At 39.4% G+C, this 25,581-nt stretch carries 24 protein-coding genes; 6 read left to right on the forward strand and 18 right to left on the reverse strand.

The window, feature by feature from the left end; translation table 11 throughout:
- Nucleotides 1–3: 3 nt before the first annotated feature.
- Genes G9H60_RS04395 through G9H60_RS04405 form a run of 3 tightly spaced genes read right to left on the reverse strand, consistent with a single transcriptional unit; the run spans nt 4 to nt 2,295 of the window.
- Nucleotides 4–657: a LysM peptidoglycan-binding domain-containing protein gene (locus tag G9H60_RS04395; protein WP_223142892.1), complete on the reverse strand. Its 654-nt coding sequence runs from the start codon at nt 655–657 to the stop codon at nt 4–6.
- Between the two features lie 3 nt (nt 658–660).
- Nucleotides 661–1,149 (reverse strand): 5-(carboxyamino)imidazole ribonucleotide mutase, encoded by a 489-nt coding sequence (gene purE, locus G9H60_RS04400; RefSeq protein ID WP_223142893.1) that lies wholly within the window; start codon nt 1,147–1,149, stop codon nt 661–663.
- Between the two features lie 12 nt (nt 1,150–1,161).
- Nucleotides 1,162–2,295 carry a 5-(carboxyamino)imidazole ribonucleotide synthase gene (locus G9H60_RS04405; RefSeq protein ID WP_394369772.1) on the reverse strand — a complete coding sequence of 378 codons (1,134 nt, stop codon included), beginning with the start codon at nt 2,293–2,295 and terminating at the stop codon, nt 1,162–1,164.
- 93 nt (nt 2,296–2,388) lie between these two features.
- Between G9H60_RS04405 and G9H60_RS04410 the strand changes: the two genes are divergently transcribed.
- Nucleotides 2,389–2,973 (forward strand): DUF6580 family putative transport protein, encoded by a 585-nt coding sequence (locus G9H60_RS04410; RefSeq protein ID WP_223142895.1) that lies wholly within the window; start codon nt 2,389–2,391, stop codon nt 2,971–2,973.
- 39 nt (nt 2,974–3,012) lie between these two features.
- Here G9H60_RS04410 and G9H60_RS04415 read toward each other — a convergent pair whose 3' ends face one another.
- From G9H60_RS04415 to rsmH, 7 genes are all read right to left on the reverse strand, one after another.
- The gene (locus tag G9H60_RS04415; RefSeq protein WP_223142896.1) at nt 3,013–4,284 is read right to left on the reverse strand and encodes a metal-dependent hydrolase family protein; all 1,272 of its coding nucleotides are present in this window, start codon (nt 4,282–4,284) and stop codon (nt 3,013–3,015) included.
- A 135-nt stretch (nt 4,285–4,419) separates the two neighbouring features.
- On the reverse strand, nt 4,420–5,661 hold the full coding sequence (locus G9H60_RS04420) for a 3-phosphoshikimate 1-carboxyvinyltransferase (RefSeq protein ID WP_223142897.1): 1,242 nt from the start codon (nt 5,659–5,661) through the stop codon (nt 4,420–4,422).
- Between the two features lie 13 nt (nt 5,662–5,674).
- Nucleotides 5,675–6,886: a phospho-N-acetylmuramoyl-pentapeptide-transferase gene (gene mraY / locus G9H60_RS04425; protein ID WP_223142898.1), complete on the reverse strand. Its 1,212-nt coding sequence runs from the start codon at nt 6,884–6,886 to the stop codon at nt 5,675–5,677.
- A gap of 62 nt (nt 6,887–6,948) precedes the next feature.
- The gene (locus G9H60_RS04430) at nt 6,949–8,409 is read right to left on the reverse strand and encodes a UDP-N-acetylmuramoyl-L-alanyl-D-glutamate--2,6-diaminopimelate ligase (RefSeq protein WP_223142899.1); all 1,461 of its coding nucleotides are present in this window, start codon (nt 8,407–8,409) and stop codon (nt 6,949–6,951) included.
- Between the two features lies 1 nt (nt 8,410).
- On the reverse strand, nt 8,411–10,540 hold the full coding sequence (locus G9H60_RS04435) for a penicillin-binding protein (RefSeq protein WP_223142900.1): 2,130 nt from the start codon (nt 10,538–10,540) through the stop codon (nt 8,411–8,413).
- Nucleotides 10,541–10,543: 3 nt separating this feature from the next.
- Nucleotides 10,544–10,933: an FtsL-like putative cell division protein gene (locus tag G9H60_RS04440; protein ID WP_223142901.1), complete on the reverse strand. Its 390-nt coding sequence runs from the start codon at nt 10,931–10,933 to the stop codon at nt 10,544–10,546.
- A gap of 1 nt (nt 10,934) precedes the next feature.
- A complete protein-coding gene (gene rsmH, locus G9H60_RS04445) occupies nt 10,935–11,849 on the reverse strand; it encodes a 16S rRNA (cytosine(1402)-N(4))-methyltransferase RsmH (RefSeq protein ID WP_223142902.1) in 915 nt (304 codons plus the stop codon).
- A gap of 124 nt (nt 11,850–11,973) precedes the next feature.
- On the opposite strand from rsmH, the gene G9H60_RS04450 reads away from it, so the two are divergent.
- The 3 genes from G9H60_RS04450 to nhaA are packed head-to-tail and all read left to right on the forward strand — an operon-like array spanning nt 11,974 to nt 15,079.
- Complete coding sequence (locus G9H60_RS04450) at nt 11,974–13,209, forward strand: peroxiredoxin family protein (RefSeq protein ID WP_223142903.1); 1,236 nt, start codon at nt 11,974–11,976, stop codon at nt 13,207–13,209.
- The gene (locus G9H60_RS04455; RefSeq protein WP_223142904.1) at nt 13,209–13,919 is read left to right on the forward strand and encodes a phosphatase PAP2 family protein; all 711 of its coding nucleotides are present in this window, start codon (nt 13,209–13,211) and stop codon (nt 13,917–13,919) included. The genes G9H60_RS04450 and G9H60_RS04455 overlap by 1 nt, the downstream gene beginning before the upstream one ends.
- Before the next feature lie 26 nt (nt 13,920–13,945).
- Nucleotides 13,946–15,079 (forward strand): Na+/H+ antiporter NhaA, encoded by a 1,134-nt coding sequence (gene nhaA / locus G9H60_RS04460; protein ID WP_223142905.1) that lies wholly within the window; start codon nt 13,946–13,948, stop codon nt 15,077–15,079.
- An 84-nt stretch (nt 15,080–15,163) separates the two neighbouring features.
- On the opposite strand, the gene G9H60_RS04465 is transcribed toward nhaA, so the two are convergent.
- Nucleotides 15,164–16,366 (reverse strand): pyridoxal phosphate-dependent aminotransferase, encoded by a 1,203-nt coding sequence (locus G9H60_RS04465; RefSeq protein WP_223142906.1) that lies wholly within the window; start codon nt 16,364–16,366, stop codon nt 15,164–15,166.
- A gap of 110 nt (nt 16,367–16,476) precedes the next feature.
- On the reverse strand, nt 16,477–18,306 hold the full coding sequence (locus tag G9H60_RS04470) for an ABC transporter ATP-binding protein (RefSeq protein ID WP_223142907.1): 1,830 nt from the start codon (nt 18,304–18,306) through the stop codon (nt 16,477–16,479).
- Nucleotides 18,307–18,377: 71 nt separating this feature from the next.
- Between G9H60_RS04470 and G9H60_RS04475 the strand changes: the two genes are divergently transcribed.
- A complete protein-coding gene (locus G9H60_RS04475; protein WP_223142908.1) occupies nt 18,378–19,319 on the forward strand; it encodes a glycosyltransferase in 942 nt (313 codons plus the stop codon).
- On the opposite strand, the gene G9H60_RS04480 is transcribed toward G9H60_RS04475, so the two are convergent.
- The 5 genes from G9H60_RS04480 to G9H60_RS04500 are packed head-to-tail and all read right to left on the reverse strand — an operon-like array spanning nt 19,316 to nt 22,841.
- Nucleotides 19,316–20,209, reverse strand: a complete 894-nt coding sequence (locus G9H60_RS04480; protein WP_223142909.1) for a glycosyltransferase family 2 protein — start codon at nt 20,207–20,209, stop codon at nt 19,316–19,318. The two genes, G9H60_RS04475 and G9H60_RS04480, sit on opposite strands and share 4 nt — an antisense overlap.
- The gene (locus tag G9H60_RS04485; RefSeq protein WP_223142910.1) at nt 20,209–21,084 is read right to left on the reverse strand and encodes a glycosyltransferase family protein; all 876 of its coding nucleotides are present in this window, start codon (nt 21,082–21,084) and stop codon (nt 20,209–20,211) included. The genes G9H60_RS04480 and G9H60_RS04485 overlap by 1 nt, the downstream gene beginning before the upstream one ends.
- Before the next feature lie 4 nt (nt 21,085–21,088).
- Nucleotides 21,089–21,580, reverse strand: a complete 492-nt coding sequence (locus G9H60_RS04490) for an NADH-quinone oxidoreductase subunit C (protein WP_223142911.1) — start codon at nt 21,578–21,580, stop codon at nt 21,089–21,091.
- Between the two features lie 10 nt (nt 21,581–21,590).
- Complete coding sequence (locus tag G9H60_RS04495) at nt 21,591–22,103, reverse strand: NADH-quinone oxidoreductase subunit B (protein WP_166230106.1); 513 nt, start codon at nt 22,101–22,103, stop codon at nt 21,591–21,593.
- A 3-nt stretch (nt 22,104–22,106) separates the two neighbouring features.
- Nucleotides 22,107–22,841: a gliding motility-associated C-terminal domain-containing protein gene (locus tag G9H60_RS04500; RefSeq protein WP_223142912.1), complete on the reverse strand. Its 735-nt coding sequence runs from the start codon at nt 22,839–22,841 to the stop codon at nt 22,107–22,109.
- 69 nt (nt 22,842–22,910) lie between these two features.
- Here G9H60_RS04500 and recG point away from each other — a divergent pair, with 69 nt between their 5' ends.
- Nucleotides 22,911–25,004, forward strand: coding sequence for an ATP-dependent DNA helicase RecG (recG, locus tag G9H60_RS04505; RefSeq protein WP_223143048.1), 2,094 nt, complete (start codon nt 22,911–22,913; stop codon nt 25,002–25,004).
- On the opposite strand, the gene G9H60_RS04510 is transcribed toward recG, so the two are convergent.
- Nucleotides 25,001–25,570, reverse strand: coding sequence for a YqgE/AlgH family protein (locus G9H60_RS04510; protein WP_223142913.1), 570 nt, complete (start codon nt 25,568–25,570; stop codon nt 25,001–25,003). The genes recG and G9H60_RS04510 overlap by 4 nt on opposite strands.
- Nucleotides 25,571–25,581: the final 11 nt, after the last annotated feature.

Genomic DNA, 25,581 nt, shown 5'->3' on the forward strand with positions numbered 1-25,581 from the left:
TAATTAATGTAAAGGAATAATTAGCTGTTCACCGCGTAAAGTAATGTCTTGATCTTTATGGTTAACTTCCATCAGTGACTTTTTGGAAACACCGTATTTTGCCGCTACTACACGAAGTACATCACCTGGACCAACCGTGTGAATGGTTTGGATTTTAACGTTCAATCGAGTTACTCCTACTTTAATTCCATTGGGGTCAACTCCCGGATTTAAGGCCTTTAATTGATCTGGTTTAAGCCCAAAACGGTTGGCTATTCCAAAAAATGTTTCCCCTTTTTCAACCGTATAGGCATGATTCTTACCTCCAACATTCTTTAGGGCTTCTGTTTCTGGGACTTTTTCTGCCTCGGCTTCCTTTTTCTGAGCCTCCAATTCTTGCTGAGCTGTAACTGCCGAATCTCCTTGATTACTAGCCCCTATTGTAGGATCCGAATCTTCTGTGGAATCAATGATAATGGGAGTTGGGTCATCCAACAGCGTTTCATCCTCTTCCATTTTTAGCTTTTCAGCTTTCACCAATTCTTCTGACTTGGGACTCAAAAAATGTTCATAACCCACCAAAAGTAAACCCAACAAAGTGACCAATAAGATCAGCAAAGTAATGAAGGGGAGCCTGGCAGTAGAACTATCTTTAAGGAATGAAAAAGGATTTTTCATGAATTATGACAAATTGGATTTTGTTTTTTGGCTCATTTCAGCCACTTTCTCAATTAAATCTTGCTTGTATGTTAGCAATTTTTGGGATAAGTCTTCATCTGAAATAGCTAACATTTGAACGGCTAATATCCCGGCATTTTTGGAAGCATTCAAGGCCACGGTTGCTACTGGAACACCATTGGGCATTTGCAATATTGACAAAACAGAATCCCATCCATCGATTGAATTAGATGATTTCACAGGTACACCGATTACTGGCAAAATGGTAGCCGAGGCAACCATACCTGGTAGATGTGCTGCACCTCCTGCACCAGCGATAATTACCTTAACTCCTCGCTCTTTAGCCGTTTGTGCATATTGAAGCATTTTTACTGGAGTACGATGCGCAGATACAATATCTACTTCATAAGCTACTCCAAATTCCTTGCAGATTTCGATTGCATCTTGCATAACCGAAAGATCTGAACTACTTCCCATGATGATTCCTACCATATCTATTGCTGCTTAACTAATAACACGAATGATTTTTTTCACTTGATTGGCTTTTTCCTCTACTTCTTCCCGACTCTCGCCTATGATACTCACATGCCCCATTTTACGAAATGGTTTGGTTATTTTTTTACCATACAAAAAAGGGAAAACTCCTGGAATAGCTAAGGCTTCAGCCAATCCTTCATATTTAACCTTACCTGTATAACCTGCCTCACCTAATAGATTTAGCATACCGGCAAAAACAGTGGTAGACGTATCACCTAAAGGTAATCCAGCGATGGCTCGCAAATGCTGCTCATATTGAGAAGTAGCATTAGCTCGTATCGTTTGATGACCCGAATTATGTGGTCGAGGGGCAATTTCATTGATTAATACCTGACCGTCTTTGGTCAAAAACATTTCTACGGCCAAAAGACCTACCATTTTCATTTCTTCTATCAATCGAGTAGCGATATCTACCGCTTGTGCTTCGATTTCTTCAGAAATAGCTGCAGGTGAAATCAAAAACTCGACTAAATTCTGTACAGGATGAAAAACCATTTCAACTGCTGGAAAGGCTTTTACTTCTCCATGTATATTTCTAGCAACGATAACAGCTAGTTCTTTTTCAAAATCAACTGCCTTTTCTAATAGTCCGGGGGCATCAAAACCTTCAGCTATTTGAGTTGCATCTGCAATCAATTGAACGCCTTTGCCATCGTAACCTCCTTTTCCCAACTTTTGATAAGCTGGTAAAAAATCAAGATGCTGATTTATTTCTTCTCGCGACTCAATTAATCGGAAGTCGGCCGTAGGAAATCCATATTGCTGAAAAAACTGCTTTTGAGTTCTTTTATCCTGAATCATTCGAAGCAAATGTGGTTGAGGATAAACCTGTTTCCCTTCAGATGCTAATTTCTCTAGGGCATCTATATTGACATGCTCAATCTCAATGCTGATCAAATCTTGGGATTGACCAAATTGATAAACTGTATCAAAATCTTGAAAAGACCCTTGGGTAAATTCATGAGCCAAACGATGGCAAGGTGCTTCGGGATCTGGATCGAGACAGGAAATCTGAAAATCCAAATCGATACCTGCTTGTAAAAGCATGCGCCCTAACTGTCCTCCTCCTAATAATCCAATTTTTGGCAAGTCTTGATACATAAATTCCATTCGAATGGATAAAATTACGGCTTTTGTTTTACCTTTGGAAATTATTTTCCTAGTCCAAAATAGATTCTTTCAAATTTTACGATAATGTCGAAAAGAACGCTTACCCTAATTTGCATTTTATTGTTAGCTGTTGCAAGCCGACTTTTAATATTGGCTGGACCAGCGTGGGCTAATTTTTCTCCCATTACATCGATGGCCTTATTTGCTGGGGCCTACTTTAGTACAAAATCACAATCCATCTCTTGGACTATTTTAAGTATTTGGATGGCCAATTTGGTTTTAAATAATCTAGTTTATCCACAATATTACGAAGGGTTTTCATTCGGTTTCGCACCTATCCATATGTCGCTTTTTGTAGGTATTTCTTTGTTGGGTTCTTACATGTTGAAAAACAAAATCACCGCATTAAACTTCCTTGCATCCAATTTAGCAGCCGTTATTGGCTTCTTCTTACTTTCTAATTTTGCAGTTTGGTTGAACTTGCCTAGCCTAGGTACGGCAGTAGTTGGCGACGAATTAGTGTACACAAAAGATTGGAATGGATTAATGCAATGCTACGCGATGGGATTACCTTTCTTGAAAAACAGTTTGCTGAGCCAATTCTTATTTTCTGGTATTTTCTTTGGTGGATTTGAATTACTAAAGAAACAAGTTCCAGCTTTACGTTAAGCATGGGCCAACTTGAATAGTCCGCCCATGCTGGGTGGTTTATTCGTTTTTGTACACCTTACCTTCTTTCATTACAAATTTCACTCGACTCATCGACTGGATGGTTTCCGCTGGATTTCCTTCAACGGCAATGATGTCTGCCCATTTGCCTGGTTCAATAGATCCTAGCATGTCACTTTGACCCAACAAATCTGCAGCATGTACTGTGGCAGACTGTATCGTTTCCAATGCAGGCATACCTGCTTCGTGCATCAACTCAAATTCTCGAGCATTTTTGCCGTGACCAAATACGCCAGCATCTGTTCCAAAGGCAATTTTAACACCTGCTTTATACGCCTTAGCAAAGGTAGACTGAATCATGGGGCCAATGGCTAATGCTTTTAAACGAACCATTTCTGGATAATAATTGGGGATTTTAGCTGAGTCAGCCGTAGATCTCCCCGCAATGACGGTAGGTACATAATAGGTTCCATGTTTCTTCATCAATTCCATAATCTCTTCCGTCATGTAGGTTCCATGTTCAATGGAGCTAACACCTCCTAAAACGGCACGTTTAATTCCATCTGCACCATGGGCATGTGCTGCTACTTTAAATCCATAATCCTTGGCCGTTTGTACAATGGCTTGTACCTCTTCCACGGTAAACTGAGCACCCATTCCATCTTTGGCATAACTCAATACCCCACCTGTAGAAGCAATTTTAATGACATCGGAACCTTCTTTATAGCGTTGTCTAACGGCTTTACGGGCATCATCGACTCCATTTATAATACCTTCCTCTGGACCCAAGTCTTTAGTATAATATTGGTTTACCCCATTAGTTCCATCCATGTGTCCACCGGTGGTGGAAATAGCAACCCCGGCAGCAAAAATCCTCGGTCCTTCTACCAAGCCATTGTTGATGGCATTCCTTAAATTAATGCTGACCAATCCACCCAAATCCCTTACGGTGGTAAATCCTGCCATCAAATTTTTCTTACCAAAGACCAAAGCTTGATATGCTTGATCTGCGGGATTTTTCACAAAGCGATCCAAATAAGCATTGGGATTGGTTTCACTACGTAAATGAACGTGCATGTCAATTAAGCCTGGCATCACAGTTTTACTTTTTAAATCGATTACCTTATCCCCTTTTTCTGGATTGATAAAACCTGATGATACACTAACAATCTTTTTCCCTTGGACTGTAATCGACATATTGGGTAAGACCTTCAATGTTTTCACATCAATTAAATTACCGCAATGAATGATGGTTTTTTGAGCTAAAATAGGCTGAACCGCCCACAATAGGATAAGTAGAATTTTTTTCATTGGATTGTTGATTTAGCAATTTCGAAATTTCACCCTTGGCGAATGTACATGTAGATTTGACAACCTTTCAAAGGTTGTCAAATCTAAGTGAAAAACGATAAAATCCTGCTATCTACCTTAAGAAATCCAATATACTTATTCCTTGGAATCTACTACTTTATCCACATGAGACCAAAAACTTGGATACGATTTTGCTACTACACCAGGCTCATGAATGACGATTTCAGATAATAAACCTAATGGAGCAAATGCCATGGCCATACGATGATCATCGTAGGTTTCAAATTCAGGAACTGCTTGCTCTGGGATGGACAAGGCTCCTGATAATTCATATTTTAAACAAGGTTCCACCTCCAATAAATTTCCACCAATCTTCTGCAGTTCTTGTTGCAATGCAAAGACACGATCCGTTTCTTTTACTTTCAATGACTCAATTCCTGTTAGCGTCAAATGGATATTTTTAGCTGTAGCTACCACACAAATGGTTTGTGCTAAATCTGGACAATCGGTAAAATCCCAAGCCAAACTTGGTTTAGCATCACATTTTGTCAATAAAAAACCTCTTCCTGTATAAGTACTTTTAACGCCCATTTCAGCCATGATGTGCTGAATAGCTGAATCACCTTGCAATGAATTTTCCTTCAAGCCCAATAACTCCAAGGAAGCATCCTCAAAGGGAGATAAAGCCACCATGGAATACCAATAACTAGCTCCAGACCAATCTGATTCCACCGCAAAAGGATTCACTTGATAAGGTTGAGCTGGGATGTTAATCACCGCCCTTTTCCAATCTGCCTCTGCTTGAATGCCAAAATGTTTCATTTGAGCCAGAGTCATTTCTACGTATGGTTTTGACCCTAATGAACCTGTTATAGTCAATTCCAAACCGGCTGGCAACAAGGGCGCCAACATTAAAATAGCCGAAATAAACTGTGAACTTACATCTCCTCGAATGGATAAATTCCGATTACCCGCATAGCTAAATCCATTCAATTGCATGGGAGGATAACCCTCTTTATTCAGATAAGTGATGTCTGCTCCTAAAGCCCTTAAAGCATCGACCAAAATACCAATAGGCCGCTCACACATCCGTGGTGTACCCGTCATTTTTTTCTTTTGTCCTTTGATCGCATAATAAGCTGTCAAAAAACGCATGGTCGTGCCAGCATCTAATACATCAGCCACTTCACCATTTTCCGCCAATAAGCGAATCATGGTTTGGGTATCTCTCGCTTCAGCCAAATTAGACACATTGGATAATGCACCTCCTGCTAAGGCATTTATAATCAAAGCACGATTACTTTCCGACTTGGAAGCCGGTAATGGTATAATTTCTTGAAAGGATTTGTTTCTTGGGAATAGGCGAATTTGACTCAAAACTAGGTAGCGCTTAGCGCAATTTTAAAGTGACAAGTGAAATAACAGCTAAAATAATACCCACAATTAAGAAGCGGATAACAATTTTAGCCTCATGGTAATTTTTCTTCTGAAAATGATGGTGCAAAGGGGACATCAAAAAGACCCGCCTTCCTTCTCCATATTTTCGTTTGGTATACTTAAAATAAGCCACCTGAATAATGACTGATAGATTTTCCACCAAAAAGATTCCACATAATACGGGAATCAACATCTCTTTACGAATAACAATGGCTAACGTAGCAATCACTCCTCCCAACATTAAACTACCTGTATCTCCCATAAAAACTTGGGCAGGGTAAGCATTGTACCATAAAAATCCAATACAAGCACCCACGAAAGCAGCACAAAAAATGGCCAACTCTCCCGAATTGGGAATAAACATCACATTTAAATATTGAGAGAATACTTTATTCCCCGACACATAGGCCAAAATGGCCAATGTCAAACCGATAATCACGGATGTGCCTGCTGCCAATCCATCCAATCCATCTGTAATATTAGCTCCATTGGAAACAGCGGTAATAATAAAAATAACGACCAACACATAGACCACCCAAACATAATGATCAGGAATGAAATCTGGTAACAACATGTTGTAGTCAAACTGGTTATTCTTTAAAAAAGGTACCGTTGTCATCAATGATTTATGATCCGTGTAAGACTGTAAGGCCGTACCATCTGCTAATACACTCACTTTTGAAAATAACCGTACTTTGATATGCTCATTGAAATACATGGTCAAACCTACAATAATTCCTAGCCCAATCTGACCCACTATTTTAAAACGGCCCGATAAACCATCTTTGTTCTTTTTAAAAACTTTAATGTAATCATCCGCAAAACCCACTGCGCCTAACCAAATGGCAGAAGTTAGTAACAGTACAATATATACGTTGGTGATTTTAGCAAACAGTAAGGTGGGAATAATCAGGGACAAAAGAATAATAAAGCCTCCCATCGTAGGGGTACCTTTCTTCTGCATTTGACCTTCTAAACCTAAATCACGAATTTCCTCGCCAATTTGAAGTCTTTGCAAACGATAAATTACCGCTTTACCCCAAATAGCTGCTATCCCTAATGAGGTGATGATAGCCATAAAAACGCGAAATGAAATATATTGAAATACCCCTGCTCCCGGAATGTTCCATTGCTTGTCTAGGTAATCAAAAAGGTAATACAACATATTCCTGAAATTTGGATTAGATATTAAAAACAAAAATGCAAAATTTTATACCGATGTACAAATTAATTCATAGCCCCAAAAGCTTCCTGAATAACTTGTTTATCATCGAAATCATATTTCACACCTTGTATGTCTTGGTAAGTTTCATGTCCTTTCCCTGCCACTAAAATGATATCTCCTGCACCTGCCAATTGTCGAATAGCGTAAAATATTCCCTCTTTCCGATCAACCATTCTTGTCATTTTCACTTTATCTTCTTCACTTACTCCTGCTTCCATTTGATCCAAGATAAATTCTGGATCTTCCTTTCTTGGATTATCTGAAGTAAGTACAAATGCGTCTGAAAATTTAGCCGCTAAGGCAGCCATGATAGGTCTTTTTCCCGCATCACGATTACCTCCACAACCTACTACTGTAATGATTTTTTGGTTTTTTGACCGAATCGCTTGAATGGTTTTCAAGACATTTTCTAAAGCATCAGGCGTATGAGCATAATCAACGATGGCCATTTTATGTTGGCTGCCAGCCATTTGTTCAAACCGGCCTGGGGCTGTTTTCAAGCTTGATAATTGAATCAAAACCTCTAGAGGGTCTTCCCCTAAAATGATGGCCGTAGAATAAATAGCTAATAAATTATAGGCATTGAATGTTCCAATCAACTGAGCATGCAAATGTTGCCCATTGATTTCTAGCTGTAAACCAGACAGTCCATTACTAATAATCTTAGCTTTATAATCCGCCGCATTCAATAATCCATAGGTATATTTTTTGGCTTTGGTGTTTTGCAACATCACCATTCCTCGCTTATCATCTACGTTAGTCAAGGCAAATGCTGTAGCTGATAATGCATCAAAAAAACCTTTTTTAGCAGCTATATAAGCATCAAATGTCTCATGAAAATCCAAGTGGTCTCGCGTAATGTTGGAAAATATAGCCCCGCAAAACTGTACGGCAAATATCCTTTTTTGTACTACGGCATGTGAGCTAACTTCCATGAAAACATGACTACAACCCTCCTCTTTCATTTCTCTTAATAAGGCTTGTAAGCTTAAGGCATCCGGTGTCGTATGTGTCGCTGGAATAACCCGATCTTCAATCTTATTTTGCACGGTAGAAATCAAACCACAGCGGTGTCCCAATTTTCTAAATAACTCAAATAATAGGGTTACACTCGTCGTTTTACCATTGGTTCCAGTAATGCCAACTAGCTTTAATTCTTTGGAAGGATGCCCATAAAACTCTGCTGCAGCCAAAGCCAAAGCTTCATTACTGTCCTTTACTTGAACACAAATCACATCAGAAGGAACTTCTTCAGGTAATTGTTCCACTACCCATGCCTTACATCCTTGTTCATACACTTGAGACAAGAATTGATGACCATCCACTTGGGTACCACGCATGGCAAAAAACAGAGAACCTGCTAATGCTTTTCGTGAATCAAAGCAAAGCATTTCAACCGATTGATCTTCACCTCTTATTTGTAATACAGGTATCGATTGAAATAAGGTCTGAACTGATGCCATGCTACTGAAGTTGAATTTGTAATAATAAATTTTTTCGGGTAGGACTGCCTGCTGGTACAGATTGACTGACCACCGTACCTAAACCGTTAGCCTTCACTTTAAGTCCTCTATTTTCCAAGGTAAATAAGGCATCTCTTAAATTCATACCGATCACATTGGGAACGGTTTTGGCAGGAAAACTTAGAGGCGTATTTTGCACCAATTGCTTATCCATTTTAAACTGCAACCAACTTCCATCTTCCTCTACTTTAGGTAATCCAAAATTGGAATACAATATAGTTTGGTCCATAGGATGAACCGTATGGCTCAATGAAGCCTTGTTTAATGAATCAGGTAAGGTGCCCGCCAATTTACGGTGCAACTTCATGTCACGTAGGTAAATATTGTCCGAAATTTCTTTAAAAACCGGTGCCGTAACTTGTCGAGCATACGTAGCTTCCGCATGTCCTTGCGGATTATCGATAGACACCAAAATGGTGTATTTAGGTTTTTTTACAGGGAAATAACCAATAAATGAGGTATAATATTTACCAGGTATGTATCTACCATTGATAATTCGCTGAGCTGTACCTGTTTTACCTGCAATACCATAAGATGTACCTTTGATGTTATTGGCAGTTCCTTTGGTCACTACTCCCTCTAGCATACTTTGAATCTTTGCTAAGGTTTTTGGTGAACATAAAGGTGCTTGATCTCTGACTTGACTAGCTCGGTAGTCTATCACCACTTCGTCTGCTCTAGTGGCTTTACTAACGATGATGGGCTGAACCCAATAGCCGTTATTGGCAATGGCATTGTAAAATGAAATCAACTGCAATGGGGAATATTGAGTTGAATAACCTACCGACGACCAAAGTAATTGAAAAGCATCCCATTTGGCTGGAACGGGAAAATTTGGTCTAGGATTCGGTTGAATTTGAAAATGCAAAGACTCAATTAAATGGTATTTTTTCAAATAATCATAAAATTTTGCCGGCTTGGAAGCAAAGACCTTTTTCATGAGAACCATAGTACCCACGTTAGATGAACTTTCAATCACCTGAGCGACTGAGATGGTTCCCATGGGATGAGAGTCTGACATGGTTCCATTATAATGATGGTATTTTCCATTTCCCGTAGAAACCGGCATATCCAAAGGCAAATCTGCCTCTTCTAACATAGCCATCATGGAAGGCAATTTAAACACTGAACCTGGGTCCCTGGCTTCTCGTATGGCGTAATTAAAACTCTCTGAATACCCTGTTAGGGAATTTGCATTTTTGGATAAATTCGAAATTGCCTTGATTTCTCCTGTGGCCGTTTCCATCACAATCACCACGCCATAATCTCCTTCATAGGTGGTCATGGCTTTCATCAAAGCGGTTTCAACAATATCTTGAATGTTGATATCCAAGGTCGTGTAAATGTCTAATCCTGGCTTGGGAACTGATTCTTCCCCTCCTTCTACAGGACGCCAAGTGTTTTTATCCATTTTTTCAAATAGACCTTTTCCTGGTGTTCCTTTCAACTCCGCATTAAAACTCCCTTCAATACCTACAGCTACTTTATCTTTTAAATAGCCAACCGTACGATAAGCCATTTGTCCGAAAGGAGCGTAGCGTACATTGACTTTATCAAAAACAATCCCTGTTTTGGTCGCTTCGCCTAAATTAAATAAAGGGAATTTGGCGACCTTTTTACGTTCTTGAAAATCAAGTAAACGGTTGTTCAGCAGCAAATAGTTTTTGCCATTCTTTTTCGCAGAAACAATTTTGTTCTTGTATTCTTCCGCAGTATGGTCCTGAAAAAAATTCGCTAAAGCATTGGCCAGCTCATCTATATGCTCCTTGAATTTTTGTTCCGAAGTAGCATTACGATTGTACACCGAAGGATCAAGGCCTAAACGGTATTTAGGCAAAGAAGTAGCTAATAAACTTCCATCATCAGAATAGATATTGCCTCGGGTGGCATCTACGCTTCTTTCTTTGACGTAGGTATTGAACACATCGTTGCGTAAAGTGTCCCCATTAATGAATACTATTTTGTACAAATTGAAAACCAATATCACAAAGAGCATAATCACCACAACAAAAAAGAGGATGAAGCGCTTGGTGATAATCTCACGTATATTTTGTCTTTTGACCTTAGCCATATCCTAATCGCTGTTTTTTCCTTCTTTAGATTGATCCATAACAACTTTAGTAGGCGGTGTTAAGCTTAGCTCCAAAGCGTATTTTTTCATGGCAATGGCCAAATAGCTTTGTTTACCAATCTTCATAAATTCCGCTTTTTGTGTAGTATAATCCGCACGAATCTCCTCCAATTCTGCTTTGGTTTTGGCTATTTGGTGAATTTTACCGTCGGCTAACATCGAGTAGTAAATGTATACTAAAATCAAAAATGCGATAAAGCCTATGCGAAAAACCAATTTAACTGGTAATTCTCCACCAGTCAATGGATCCATATTGAACAAAAGGTCCAATATCCCTTCTTTTGGAACGGAATTTTTAGGAGCTTGTTCAGTATCAGAAACTTGTTTGGCCATATTATATTTTAGCTGCGATTCTCAATTTTGCACTTCGGGAACGGGGGTTTCTTTTTAATTCTTCTTCAGTAGCAGTAATGGGTTTTCGAATGACCGATTCTAAAGGTTTATGAACGACCCCAAACAAATCTTTATCTTCTTTACCATGGCTATCTCCCGTTCGTATGAAGTTTTTCACTAAGCGGTCTTCTAAGGAATGAAAGGACAATACTACCAATCTTCCCTCTGGAGCCAATAAATTAGCTGCTTGTTCTAAAAATTCTTCAATAACTGCGAGTTCTTGATTCACCTCAATGCGCACCGCTTGAAACGCTTGAGCAAAGTACTTGAACTCGCGGGATCGTGGAGCTAATTTAGCCAATATTTCTTTGAATTCCGATGTGGTTTTTAGTGCTTTTTGAGTCCTTGCCTGAACCACCGCTTGGGCTAAAGTTCTGGCATTTTTAATCTCCCCATACATTCCAAAAATCTTCTGCAAACTTTCAGCTGAATAGGAATTTAAAATCTCTGCGGCATCAGTGGAAGCGGATGGTCCCATACGCATATCCAATGGTCCATCAAATCGAGTAGAAAATCCTCTTTCAGCAGCATCCAATTGAAAAGAAGATACGCCAAAATCGGCCATAATACCATCCACTTGCTTGATCCCGTGTATCCTCAAATATTTCTGAATATGGCGGAAATTAGCTGTAATTAATTCCAATCGATCATCATCGATTTTCTCAGCTTGACGCCAAGCATCAGGATCTTGATCAAAGGCAAACAATCTACCTTGAGGCCCTAATTTTTCCAAAATTGCTCTAGAATGCCCCCCTCCACCAAAAGTCACATCCACATAAATACCATCAGGCTTAATGGCTAATCCATCAATGCACTCATGCAATAAAACGGAGGTATGGTAAGGGTTCTCGATCATAGGGTCTATTCTAAACAAATTTACAAATTATCCTTTGGCCATTTCAGCAATTTTCGAAATTGTCAGCATTTTTTTTAAAGCCGCCTTGCTTTGTCCTATCTTTGCGCACAAGCATTTTAACATCATGATAAAACGATATTTATTAATTGCCTTTCTCAATTTCTTTTTTGTTGGAAATTTAGCCGCCCAGTCAAGCAAAAATCCTCAATTGGGCTCATGGAGAGCAGAACTTCGATCTCAAGGAGGAGGCCTTCCTTTTAACCTAAGTGTAGCTGCAGGTAAACAGAAAAACACTTTTATAATTAAAGTCATCAATGGTTCCGAAAGCTTTCATTTGGGTGAATCCTATTTTCGAGGTGATTCTTTAGTAATACCTTTTGATCTATATGATTCAGAAATTGTAGCCCGCTTAGATGGCTCTCAAAAAATGACCGGTTATTGGATTAAAAAACGAAATGGTAAATTTGTCAACCAGCTTCCCTTTTCAGCTTTATATGGTTCCAAGGAAAGATTCACTGGATTGAAAACCCCCAAAATCAATGTTAGCGGCACATGGAATGTGGACATTGCTGTTGAGGATAAACACACCCCCAGTGTAGGTGTATTCAAACAAGTAGGTAACAAGGTCACAGGTTCCATTTTACAGACTTCAGGTGATTACCGTTTTTTACAAGGAAACGTTTCAGGAGATAGTCTTTTTGTAAGCTATTTTGATGGAAGCTTTGTCTTACTTTTTAAAACCAAAGTGATAGGAAAAGAAATCAACGGAACCTTATTCTCAGGATTTGCTACCAAAAAAGAAGTCAAAGGGAATTTAGATCCAAAAGCCAGCTTGCCTGATTTGAAAAAACTAACCTTTCTAAAACCAGGATATGACCGTTTAAATTTCAGTCTTCCAACTCCCAAAGGCGAAACGATTAGTTTACAAGATGAGCGTTTCAAAAACAAAGTGGTCATTGTAGAAATCATGGGTTCTTGGTGCCCTAACTGCATCGATGAAGCTCGTTTTTTAGCTCCATTTTATTCCAAAAACAAGGCCAAAGGAGTAGAAGTAGTGGGTGTTTCTTTTGAATACTCCCCAGAGATGGCGGTTTCAGGCCCCAAAATCGAAAATTTCAAAAAGAAAATTGGTATTGATTATCCTTTAGTTTTTGGAGGAGTGCCTAATGATGAAACCATTGCACAAGTATTTCCCATGTTAAATAAGTTCTATGGTTATCCAACAACTTTCGTGATTGATAAAAAAGGAAAAGTTAGAGAAATTCACACAGGATTTTCAGGACCAGGAACGGGTTTGTATTATACGGATTGGGTTCAAGAATTTGAAAAAACCATCCAAACATTACTAAAGGAGAAATAATGCCCTTACTCAAATATTTGCTGCTCATCGGCTTCTTTTTCTTCGGGATAGAACGTATAAGTTTTGGTCAAGAAAGGAAAAATGCTAAACTGAAGCCCTGGATAGCTCCCTTGAGTTTAACCTTAGGTGGATTGGCTTTTTATAATCAAGCTGCTCACGACAAACAAGTGATCTGGCATCATGACAACTATGCAACATTTCAAAGTTCAGCAGATGATTTCTTACAATACAGCCCCACTTTAATCCATATTGGAGCTCGAATTTTAGGAGCCAATGCCATTCATAAAGGCAAAGAGCAGCTAGGACTATTCCTTCTTGGAACGGGTATCTATGTCATCAGCACCCAAGGTTTAAAACGAATAATCAACGAAACCCGTCCAAATGGAGCAGAACATTCTTTCCCATCTGGACATACTGCTACTGCTTTTTTCGGCGCAACCCTTTTATCAAAAGAACTTGGCAAGGAATATCCTTGGCTAGCTGTAACAGGGTATACTTTAGCAGCAGGAACAGGTTACCTTCGCTTGGCAAATCATGAACATTGGCTAAGCGATGTCTTGGTAGGTGCTGGCATTGGCATTGCTTCAGCTGAATTAGCTTATTGTATTTATCCAAAATTGAAAGAGCGGTTTTCTAAATCGCAAGCTTTTCAATGGGAACCAAGGGTAGCCCCTAATTATTATGCAGCCAGTTTTAGTTATCATTTCTAAAATACATTCACTCATTTGCCCATTCTATGAAGGTTACTAAACTATTTAAAGAATTTTTTGAAAGCGAAAAATCGAGTGGCATCATCTTGATTTTTTGTACTCTTTTCTCCCTCTTTGTAAGTAATTCTGAATGGGGAAATGCATACCACCAACTTTGGAAAACAGAATTGATGGGCCATGCTCTGGAGCATTGGATTAATGATGGATTAATGACTATATTTTTCTTATTGGTCGGTTTAGAATTAGAACGAGAAATCTACATTGGAGAATTATCCAAAATCAAAGAAGCTTCTTTCCCTGTCATTGGTGCTTTAGGAGGCATGATTGTCCCGGTTATCATATATACCATATTCAATATTGGCACAGCAACCATTTCAGGAAGTGCCATTCCAATGTCCACGGATATCGCTTTTGCATTAGGTATCTTATCTCTTTTGGGCAATAAAGTCCCACTTTCGCTCAAGATATTTTTGACTGCATTGGCGGTTATCGATGACCTAGGTGCGATTGTGATCATAGGGACTTTTTATTCTAGCGGACTGGATTGGACCAATTTATTCTTGTCGTTGGGAACCTTTGCTTTGTTAGGAGGTATGAATTTTGCCCGTGTACGCTCCATTCCATTGTATTTATTGGGTGGCCTAGCTATGTGGTATTTCATGGGTCAATCAGGTGTTCATCCAACCATCACTGGGGTACTGTTGGCCTTTGCTATTCCATTTGATAAGGGCGATCAACAATCCATCTCCACCAAGATTCAACACTTTTTGCATAAGCCTGTCAGCTTTGGAATTTTACCCATCTTTGCTTTGGCCAATACTGCGATATTCTTAAATACCGAAACCACCAGTAAACTGTTTGAAACTTATAGTTTAGGTATTTTTACCGGCTTGAGCCTGGGCAAACCCATCGGTATTTTCCTTTTTTGCTTCATTGCTTCAAGTTTGGGAATTAGTAAATTACCCAAAGATCTTTCTTGGCCCACCATCATTGGAGTCGGTTTTTTAGGTGGTATTGGATTTACCATGTCCATATTCATTACCAACTTATCCTTTGATCAAGAGTCTATCGTAGACGTTTCCAAATTCAGTATTTTATTGGCTTCTTTGGTTTCGGCAATCATTGGTTTTAGTCTATTGAGCAAGACTTTGAAAAAGTAATCAGCTGAAATTTCTGCTGGTATTCATCGGGCATAAAAAAAGGTTAGCTGTTCGGCTAACCTTTTCCTTTATAAAGAAATAATCTTATTTCAATTTAGCTACGGCATTTTTGATACGCTCACAAGCTTCTTCTAATTGCTCGTCAGCTGCTGCCGTAGAAATACGCATGCAATTCGGTGCTCCAAAACCAGAACCTGCCACGGTGGCTACAAAAGCCTCTTGCAATAACCAGTTACAGAAATCGTCTGAATCATGGATAGTCGTTTTACCATCTGACTTACCATAGAAATAGGAAATATCAGGGAATGCATAAAATGCACCATCTGGCATGTTAACTTTAAATCCTTCAATTTCACGCAATTTACCTACTACTAATTTACGGCGACGGTCATAGGCAGCTTTCATTTCGTAAGCATGATCTAATGTTCCGTTAAAAGCAGCAACAGCAGCTTTTTGAGCAATGGAATTCGTACCAGAAGTAACTTGACCTTGTAATTTCTCAACACCGTCAGCAATCCATTTGGCGGCAGCAATGAATCCAATTCTCCAACCTGTCATGGCATGACCTTTGGCTACTCCATTAACTGTGATTACACGGTCTTTAATTTCCGGAATAGAACCAATGGAGAAATGGCCTCCTTGAGTAAAGTTGATATACTCATATATTTCATCTGCCAAAACAAAGATGCGCTCATGACGAGCCACTACATTGGCGATATCACGTAGTTCAGATTCTGTATAAACAGATCCCGTAGGATTATTAGGTGAAGCAAACATCACCATTTTAGTCTTAAGTGTAATAGCTGCTTCAAATTGCTCAGCTGTTACTTTGAAATTGTTTTCAAATGACCCTTGAACAATCACCGAAGTACCTTCAGCTAATTTCACCATCTCAGAATAAGAAACCCAGTATGGAGAAAAAATGATTACCTCATCACCTGGATCAATCAAAGCAGCAATGGCATTCGCTAATGAATGCTTTGCTCCTGTAGAAACAACAATGTTTTCAGAAGCCCATTCCAATCCATTATCACGCTTTAATTTGTTGGCAATAGCCATACGTAAATCTGGATAACCAGCTACTGGAGAATATCCATGAAAACCATCATCAATGGCTTTCTTAGCTGCTTCACAGATGTGAGCTGGAGTTTTGAAATCTGGCTCTCCTACCGATAAACTTATAACTTTATGACCTTGGGCGGCTAATTCACGTGCTTTTTTAGTCATTCCCAAAGTGGAAGACTCTTCTAAAGCTTGAATTCGTTGGGCTAATAATGATGATGACATAGTAGATAATCAATGCTAATTTTACAATTCGAACGCAAAATTACCCTTTTCTAAATGGAATAACTAATCATTTCTTGATAAATCGATTCGTGAATCTATCAAACGGTCGTTTACTTAGTGTGACTTAATTTGGCATAAAGTCCCTTGGAATCCTGCATTAATTCCTCGTGCGTTCCCCTTTCCATAATCTTCCCTTTTTGTACCACCAATATTTGATCTGCATGCTGAATGGTACTCAAACGATGTGCGATGACTAACACCGTTCTATTCTTCATTAAGTTAGTTAATGCAGCTTGAACCAATTTCTCAGATTCATTGTCCAATGCACTAGTCGCCTCATCCAAAATCAAAATGGGTGGATTTTTCAAAACGGCTCTAGCAATGGAAATTCGTTGTCGTTGTCCTCCTGATAATTTAGAACCTCTATCCCCGATAAACGCCTGGTAACCTTCTGGATTAGCCATAATGAAATCATGTGCATTGGCAATTTTTGCGGCTTCTTCTACTTCTTCTTGACTGGCTTCTGTCCCAAAAGCTATGTTGTTAAATATCGAGTCATTGAACAACACGGATTCCTGAGTCACTATTCCCATCAAAGAACGTAAATCTTCCAAAGGCACTTGCTTAATGGGCACATCATCGATCAAAATTTGACCCGAACTTGGATCATAAAAACGAGGCAACAAATCCGCTAAAGTAGATTTACCCCCTCCTGATGGACCAACCAAAGCAATGGTCTTCCCTTTCGGAATCTCAAAACTAACTTGATCCAAAACAAGCTTGTCTTTTTGATAGGCAAAATTCACTTGATCAAAAACAATGCGATGCTGCAATTCCTTCTTGGGTATAATCGGCTCCTCCGCTATGATACTCGGTTGAGTATCTAAAATTTCAATAATTCGGTCAGCACTAGCTACTCCTCGCTGAATACCACTGAATGCATCTGCTATCGCTTTGGCTGGTCGCATTACTTGGGAAAATGTAGCAATAAAGGCTATGAAAGTTGAAGCACTTAGCTCTCCATCGCCAGAAATCACCAAGGTACCTCCGTACAACAATATTCCCGTAACTACCAAAACTCCCAAACTCTCCGATACAGGTGAGGTTAATTCTTGTCGAAATACCATCTTCAACAAAGAATGTCGGTATTTTCCATTTTCTTGTTGAAATCGTTGATCCATCATCGTTTCAGCCCGAAAGGCCTTCACCACGCGCATAGCGCCAAATGTTTCATCCAATAAGCTAATCAAACCACTTAAATGCTGTTGCACTTCTCCGGCAGCTCTTCGCAATCGACGGGTAATGGTGGCGATAACTCCTCCAGAAAGCGGAAGTATCATCAGGGAAAACAGAGTCAATTTTCCTGACATGCTAGCCAAAAAGACAAAAAACAATACTAAAGAAAAAATCTCCTTGAAAGTCGCGGTAAAGGCCCGCCCGATACTATTTTCCACCTCCTGCACATCCGTGGTCAAGCGCGACATCAAATTTCCTTTCTTACGCTCGCTGAAATAACTCAAGTCCAAACGTATGGCTTGTTCAAATACGGCTTGTCGCAATGAAGCAATGGTATCAGCCTCCACCGTTTTCAATACACGTTGAGAAAAATACCGAAATATATTGGACAAAATCACGGAAATCATAATGGCTCCACAAGCATATTGCAAGGCGCCAATTCTTCCATACTGTTCTAAAGCTCCGTAGAAATAATGATTAAAAGCAAAGGAGAAATAATTGGGAGAAAAAGCAAATTCAGGTAAATTTCTATATAAGGCTATATTCGCTGTTGCGGCCTGATTAAATAGCACATTTAATAGGGGGATCAACAAAGTAAAATTCAAGATTCCGAATAAGCTTGCCAAAAGTGAAAATCCAAAATATGGAAATATATACTTCCGAATGGAAACGGCGTAGCTAAGTAGTCGGAGATAGGTTTTCAATGAGAATCTTTCTTAAATTTAGGCCAAATTACTACAATTTTAACAAACAAATTAGAATTTATACCCTTTCAATGCCCTCAATACAGAATAACGAAGCGAAGCACCCCTTGATTTCCATCGTCATGGCTTGTTACCAGGGCGAGAAATATGTGGAAGAACAGATTCATAGTCACTTAAACCAAGATTATCCGCATCTTGAATTCGTGTATTTAGATGATGCCTCTACCGATCGCACCTGGTCTATTCTTCAAGAAATGGCTCTGAAAGATGCTCGTATTAAAATCTTCCAAAATGAGAAAAACCTGGGCTATGTCGGCAGTTTTGAAAAAGCAATACAATTGGCTCAAGGTGAATGGATAGCGTTATCTGACCAAGATGATATTTGGGAAAAACAAAAACTAAGTCGATTATACCATACTATTGGATCTCACTCCCTTATTTATGCTGATTCTCAGCTTATTGACGATAAAGGAAATGAGCTTCCTCAAAGAATGTCGGACCTGAAAAATCAAATTCCATATACCAGTCCACTGATGTATACCTTTGGTGCTTGGGCGCCAGGACATAGTATGTTATTCCAAAAATCCATCTTAAAACATGCATTTCCTTTTCCGCGATTTGTTTCTCATGATTATTACATCGGCTTTCTGGCTACCTGCTTTCAAGGTGTTACCTATTTACCCGAAATCTTGGTACACTACCGACAGCATGATCAAAATGCTATAGGTGCCAATCTAAAAAAAGCTCCTAAACATTATGCTACTAGAAAACAACGTGACCTGCGTATACAGCAGCGCGTTCAATTGTTAGCTGAATTTTGTCCGGAAGAAAAAGCCTTAGAAAAACAAGTATTAAGGAAACTAGCACGCGACTTTTGCTCCACTAACCTTTTTGCTCGAATCAGAAGAACATATTTGGTTATGAAATACCGAGATGAGATGTTAGCCTACAAAAAAAAGGGAGCACTCTCCAAATGGCTTTACCCATTTAAACTACTATTCACCATATATTAAGCCTTGAACCGCAAGCTGATTCGGTAATACCAATTTTTGAGATAAACCCAAAAAGGAATGTATCTTTTTTGTAGTGGTCCATCAAATGGTTTCCCTCTTTGTAAGTAGTATTTGGAAAAAGTCCCTGAGCTCATACCCCAGGTCCGAATGAATTGATAATATCCTTTATTTTGTTTGACTCTTTTGACAGAAATAGATCCAAAATGATATACTCGGCAGCGAGCTACACCTTTGAAAAATCGTACACCAGCCTGCCATAATTTCATCGAAAAATCAGGATCTGAATACATACCGGGAGAAAACTCTACACTATAGCCCCCTACCTGATCCCATAGATCTTTATGAACTACATTGGGTGGCCAAGTACTTCCTTGCCAATCATGTTTCTCCCATGTATTCCATTCTTTCAATAATCGATCTTCCTCAAAGGTTTCCAGATTATAGCCATAAGCCTGTTCTATCGAACAATTACTTTGAGCTCTAGGCTCAATCATAGTGGCAGAAATAAAGAAATTATGATCTGGGCAAGCCAAAACTTCTTCTTGTAAAATACCATCCCAATTGGGTAACACATACATGTCGTCATTGAGATATAGCAAGTAATCTGCCTTAGCCAATTTTCGCATGGCATTCATGGCATAGCATACACCGACATTTTCCTTACTGTAAGAATAGGCAATATCTCCTTGTGCTTTTATCCATTCCAGTGAGCCATCCGAACCTTCATTCAGATGTACTACCAACTGGTATGAAGTAGTAGAATGCTGACGTATGCTTCGGATGCAATGTTGAAGAAATGCCAAATTGTTCCATGTAGGAATCATTATGGTGAAAAATGGCTTGTCATCTGAAACTTGCCGCGGGAAATAGGAAATTTTCTCTTCCATCATTAGATCATTCGGTAGTTTTTATATTCCCCTATTCTTCTACCTGTCCAATCTTCTATTTGCTGCAATACCTTTCTTCGTAAGCTCATCCGCTTTCTTAATTCTTTAGGATCCACATGAAAAGGCCAATTTTGCTGAGCTACTCGGGCTTGCATCACTTGTGGATGTGTCCCATCAAAAAGAGTCAATCGCTCAGCATTTCCATAATCAAACTGATAATCTTGAGGTACATTAGCCTCTAGCCAAGCATCATCATGATAAAACTGAGTAAAGTTTCTTACTTTATTATTTAATCCTTGTGGAGGTTTCACCCAACCATAATGAAAAATATGGGCTGGAATTAACTTGACTTGTATCTTTTTCCCAGCTTTTCTGAATCCCTGAGCATCCTTGTATGAATGTACATCTGGATGAAATTTGACTACCCTTATTTCCCGACGATACCAGCGCCGAGATACCGCTACATGATTATAGGACCCATAAAAATGGCGGTAGTTGAATAATAAACCTTCCACAGCTGAATCATTCAAATACTGCTCCATGGATTGTTGAATGATGGGCAAATCATTTTCATGTACGCATTCATCCCCTTGTATATAAAAAGCCCAATCCGTGTCGGGTGAAATTGCCGCATAGGCCTTATCTGTTTCTAAGGCGAAAGTTCTTCCTCCTTCTCGCTGGCTATCATCCCAAACGGTCTCAACAATTTTAATTTTATGGGAAGGAATGCTTTGAATTAAGGCCAACGTATCATCCTCTGATTTACCAACAGCCACTACAAATTCATCACAAATAGGTAGAATGGATGTTATTGCCTCCACAATGGCATAATCATTTTTGATGGCATTCCGAATGAAAGTAAAGCCTGCTATTTTCATCAGACTAATATTTTACTTGAATACCGTGGTAGGTATCAGGTTCTTCATAATCCTTTCTTAATGGATGACCTTTCCAGTCTTCTGGCAATAAGATTCTTCTTAAATCGGGATGACCCGTAAATTTCACACCTACCAAATCAAAAGCCTCTCTTTCATGCCAATCGGCTGTTTTCCAAATATGAGAAACAGTAGACACCTCTGGTAATGACCCATCAGCCGATAAACGTGGCACTACAATTCGTAGATGAAATGTCAAATGGTTGGGTATGGAATAAAGGGTATAAATCAATTCTATATCACCTTTGTCGGGACCATTATCCAAAGCAGTTAAGCAAGACAATGAATCAAAATAAGATACGGGGTTTCTCCACAATAAATCACATACGGGAACCAAATCATCGACTTCTAAAGTAACCCGACTATTCGCCTCTTCGAAGTTCAGGCTTTTTCCCAAACTTTGTTCTATCAATTCTTTGATATGTAAAACAGCGTTCATGCGAGTTCGTTTAAGAGATGGCTTCCAAAATACGGGCTGGAACTACCAAACTTTCTTGTTGAATTTTCTCTTGCAATTTAATGATACCACCTAATAAAGCTTCGGGTCTTGGTGGACACCCAGGCACATAAACATCCACTGGAATTATCCGATCCACACCTTTGACCACATGGTATCCATGATCCCAATAAGGTCCGCCACAGTTGGAACAAGAACCCATGGAAATCACATACCTTGGCTCAGGCATTTGCTCGTATAAACGACGAATCCGATCGGCCATTTTGAATGTAACAGTACCAGCTACAATCATCACATCTGACTGACGAGGGGAAGGGCGAGGAAACACCCCAAATCGATCTAAATCATAACCCGATGCAAAAGCCTGCATCATTTCTATCGCACAACAAGCTAGACCAAAGCTCATAGGCCACAAGGAGCTGGCTCTAGCCCAGTTGAGTAAATCTTCAACTTGACTAATCACAAATCCTTCCGACTGAAACTGTTGGTCTAATAAGCTTTTCATATATTATCTTACAATGGTCAAATTGCCATAAATAGTCCCATATTCCTCACTAGGGGTAATGCGGTACATGTAGGTTCCAGAGGGCAAATCCTTCCCATTAAACTTCCCTTTAAAGGGCTTTTCTTCGTATTGATATCCCGTACTTTCAAAAACAGGTTGACCCCAACGATCAAAAATCACAATGCTGGCATCAGGATAATTGTATAAATAATCAATAAACCATTCATCATTGGTATCATCTGAATTCGGCGTAATGGCATTGTAAGGGTGAATTTTAACTAAAACCACCACGTCAATGGTAGCAAAACTCTGACATGGTTGACCCGTAGTAGCGTCTTTACCAACTCCCGTAATAAAATAGGTTAACGTAAAACTTGTACCTTCTAAATCCTGATGACTCTGTATTATTTTCTGAATATCGAAGGTCGTATTTAATCGAGTAGAATCCGTTACGCCAATCTCCTGCCCTCTATTGGTACCAGCTAATGTCCATGTCCATTTAATTTCGGCATTTTGAGCACCATTGACAGGAATAGGAATAGGGTTTGGGTAAGGTTCACCTAAAAGGCGATTGGGGGAAAACACCACCACTTTCTTTTCTGTCGCTACCCACACAGGACATTGAGCCCATGAGGCAATACTCGTCCCCAATAAAAAGAACAGCAACAATACGTGCTTTACGCGAGTTAAAGAAGGGTATTTTAATCTAGAAATTAATAAAGTGTTTGTTAAAAACATAAAGCTTAAAAAATTCTCCCTAAGGTTTTGTAAATATACCTAAATTCACAAAATTTTTATGGAATGCCCATGACCCATTTTTTTGAAACAGATTTAGCCTTGCTGCGTGGAATGACACCCGCACGACTTAGCCTGCTTCAAATGGAATTAGGTCTATTTACCTATGGCGACTTAATTCAGTACTTTCCCTTTCGTTACGAAGACCGTACAGCCATTTATCCGATTGATCAAATTACCGAACAATTGGAGCATGCCCAGTTTGTCGGGCGAATTCGTTACAAAGAAAAAATCGGTCAGGGACCCAAGCAAAGACTTGTTGCTCAATGTTGCGATGAATCGGGTTGCATTGAGTTAGTCTGGTTTCAAGGCATTAAATGGCTTGAAAAAACCTTAACGCCCGGGGTTGATTATTTATTTTATGGCAAGCCGACCAGCTTCAATGGGCAAATGCAAATTACTCATCCAGAAATGGAAGTGTATAAAGGAAAAGCTCAAAATGACACCTATTTCCATCCTGTATATTCCTTAACTGAAAAATTAAGAAAAAAATACATCGATAGTAAAGTAATGGCCCAACTGCAAAAAAATCTATTGCATTTGGCATTCCCTTACATCCGAGAAACGCTTCCCCCAGAAATAATTCAGCAATTCAAACTTATTTCAAAACAAGAAGCTTTATACCACATTCATTTACCTCAATCGGAGAATTGGTTACATCAAGCAAAAAGACGCTTGAAATTTGAAGAGCTATTCTACAACCAGCTCCGATTAATCAAACAAAATTTAGTTAGAAAAACGGCCTTCCCTGGTCAAGTTTTTTCTTCAGCGGCCTTGTTAACTAATTTCTATCAGAATCACATGCCCTTTGAATTAACCAATGCGCAGAAAAAAGTGATTCGAGAAATTTTTCAAGACATGAAATCGGGGCAGCAGATGAACCGGCTTCTCCAAGGTGATGTAGGTTCTGGAAAAACCATCGTGGCTTTCATCGCCATGCTTTTAGCCATTGATAATGGCACACAAGCCTGCTTGATGGCTCCCACTGAAATTTTAGCCGACCAGCATTATCAAGGTCTCAAGAAATTTGCTGATTTATTGGATATACAAATATCTAAATTGACGGGTTCTACCAAAAAGAAAGATCGACAAGTTTTACATGAAGATTTAGCCTCAGGCAAGCTGCAAATTTTGGTGGGAACACATGCCATTTTTGAGGACGTCGTTCAATTTCACAATTTGGGATTATGCATCATTGATGAACAACATCGTTTTGGTGTAGCTCAAAGAGCCAAACTGTGGGATAAAAACAAACAGACTCATCCGCATGTCATGGTAATGACGGCCACACCGATCCCGCGTACTTTAGCTATGACATTGTATGGAGATTTAGATATTTCCATCATTGACGAAATGCCAGCAGGTAGAAAAGCCATTCAAACCATTCATCGCTATGATAGCCATCGTTTACAGGTGTTTGGTTTTATCCAAAATGAACTGAGCAAAGGCCGACAAGTTTATATCGTCTATCCCTTGATTGAAGAATCTGAAAAAATGGATTTCAAAGATTTAATGGATGGATTTGAAAGTATTTCTAGAGCTTTTCCCGAAGTGCCTTTAGGAATTCTTCATGGCAAAATGAAGTCGGCTGATAAAGACTTTGAAATGGCCCGCTTTGTCAAAAATGAAACTAAAATCATGGTAGCCACTACGGTCATTGAAGTGGGTGTCAATGTCCCTAATGCCAGTATCATGATCATTGAAAGTGCTGAAAGATTTGGTTTGGCGCAATTACACCAACTTAGAGGACGGGTTGGGCGAGGTGCCGAACAAAGTTATTGCATATTGATGACAGGCTATAAATTAAGTGCAGATACCAAAAAAAGGGTTGAAACCATGGTCAGAACCAACAATGGTTTTGAGATTGCTGAAGTTGATTTACAATTAAGGGGTCCAGGTGATTTAGGTGGGACGCGTCAAAGTGGCGCCATTGATCTGATGATTGCGGACTTGGCCAAAGACGGCGAAATTTTAAAAGTTGCTAGAGAAACGGCACAAAAAATATTGGACGAAGATCCACAGTTAACATTACCCAATCACCAGATGATACGCGAACAAGTTGCCCATCAACGTAGGGACACGACCAACTGGGCTAAAATTAGCTAGTTCAGATTGGGGTCATCGGGATAAGTAGACAATACTCGATAGTCGCCACCTTTATCAAACAAGACTTTCCGCCACAAGTTCAAGGTGGGTTCATCAAAAACATATTCAGCTTTGGCGGGATGTAACATCCATGCATTGGATTTCACTTCTCGTTCTAATTGACCCGCGCCCCAGCCAGAATAGCCAATAAAAAATTTGATCTCTTCAAATCCAATTTCTCCCCCAACCACTAATTCGATAGCCCGTTCAAAATCTCCTGACCAAAATATCCCTTCTCCTATCTCTATTCCATCAGGAATCAAATCAGGTCTTCGATGTACAAACTGCATGATGGTAGGATCCACTGGGCCACCTGAATAAAGCGGCACATCTTCCATGACCTTTTCGTCCATATAGGAATCCAACACTATTTCCTGCCTTTGATTTAACACCAATCCAAACGAATGAGAAGAAGAATGTTCACATAATAATACCACGGAACGATGAAAAGAAGGGTCCTCCAAAAATGGTTCAGAAACCAAGAGCATACCTGGTTTTAATTCCAATGGAGCATTTTTCTTAGGCATAAAAAAGAAAT

It is taken from the genome of Aquirufa aurantiipilula, from assembly GCF_019923745.1.
GTDB classification, from domain to species: Bacteria; Bacteroidota; Bacteroidia; order Cytophagales; family Spirosomataceae; genus Aquirufa; species Aquirufa aurantiipilula.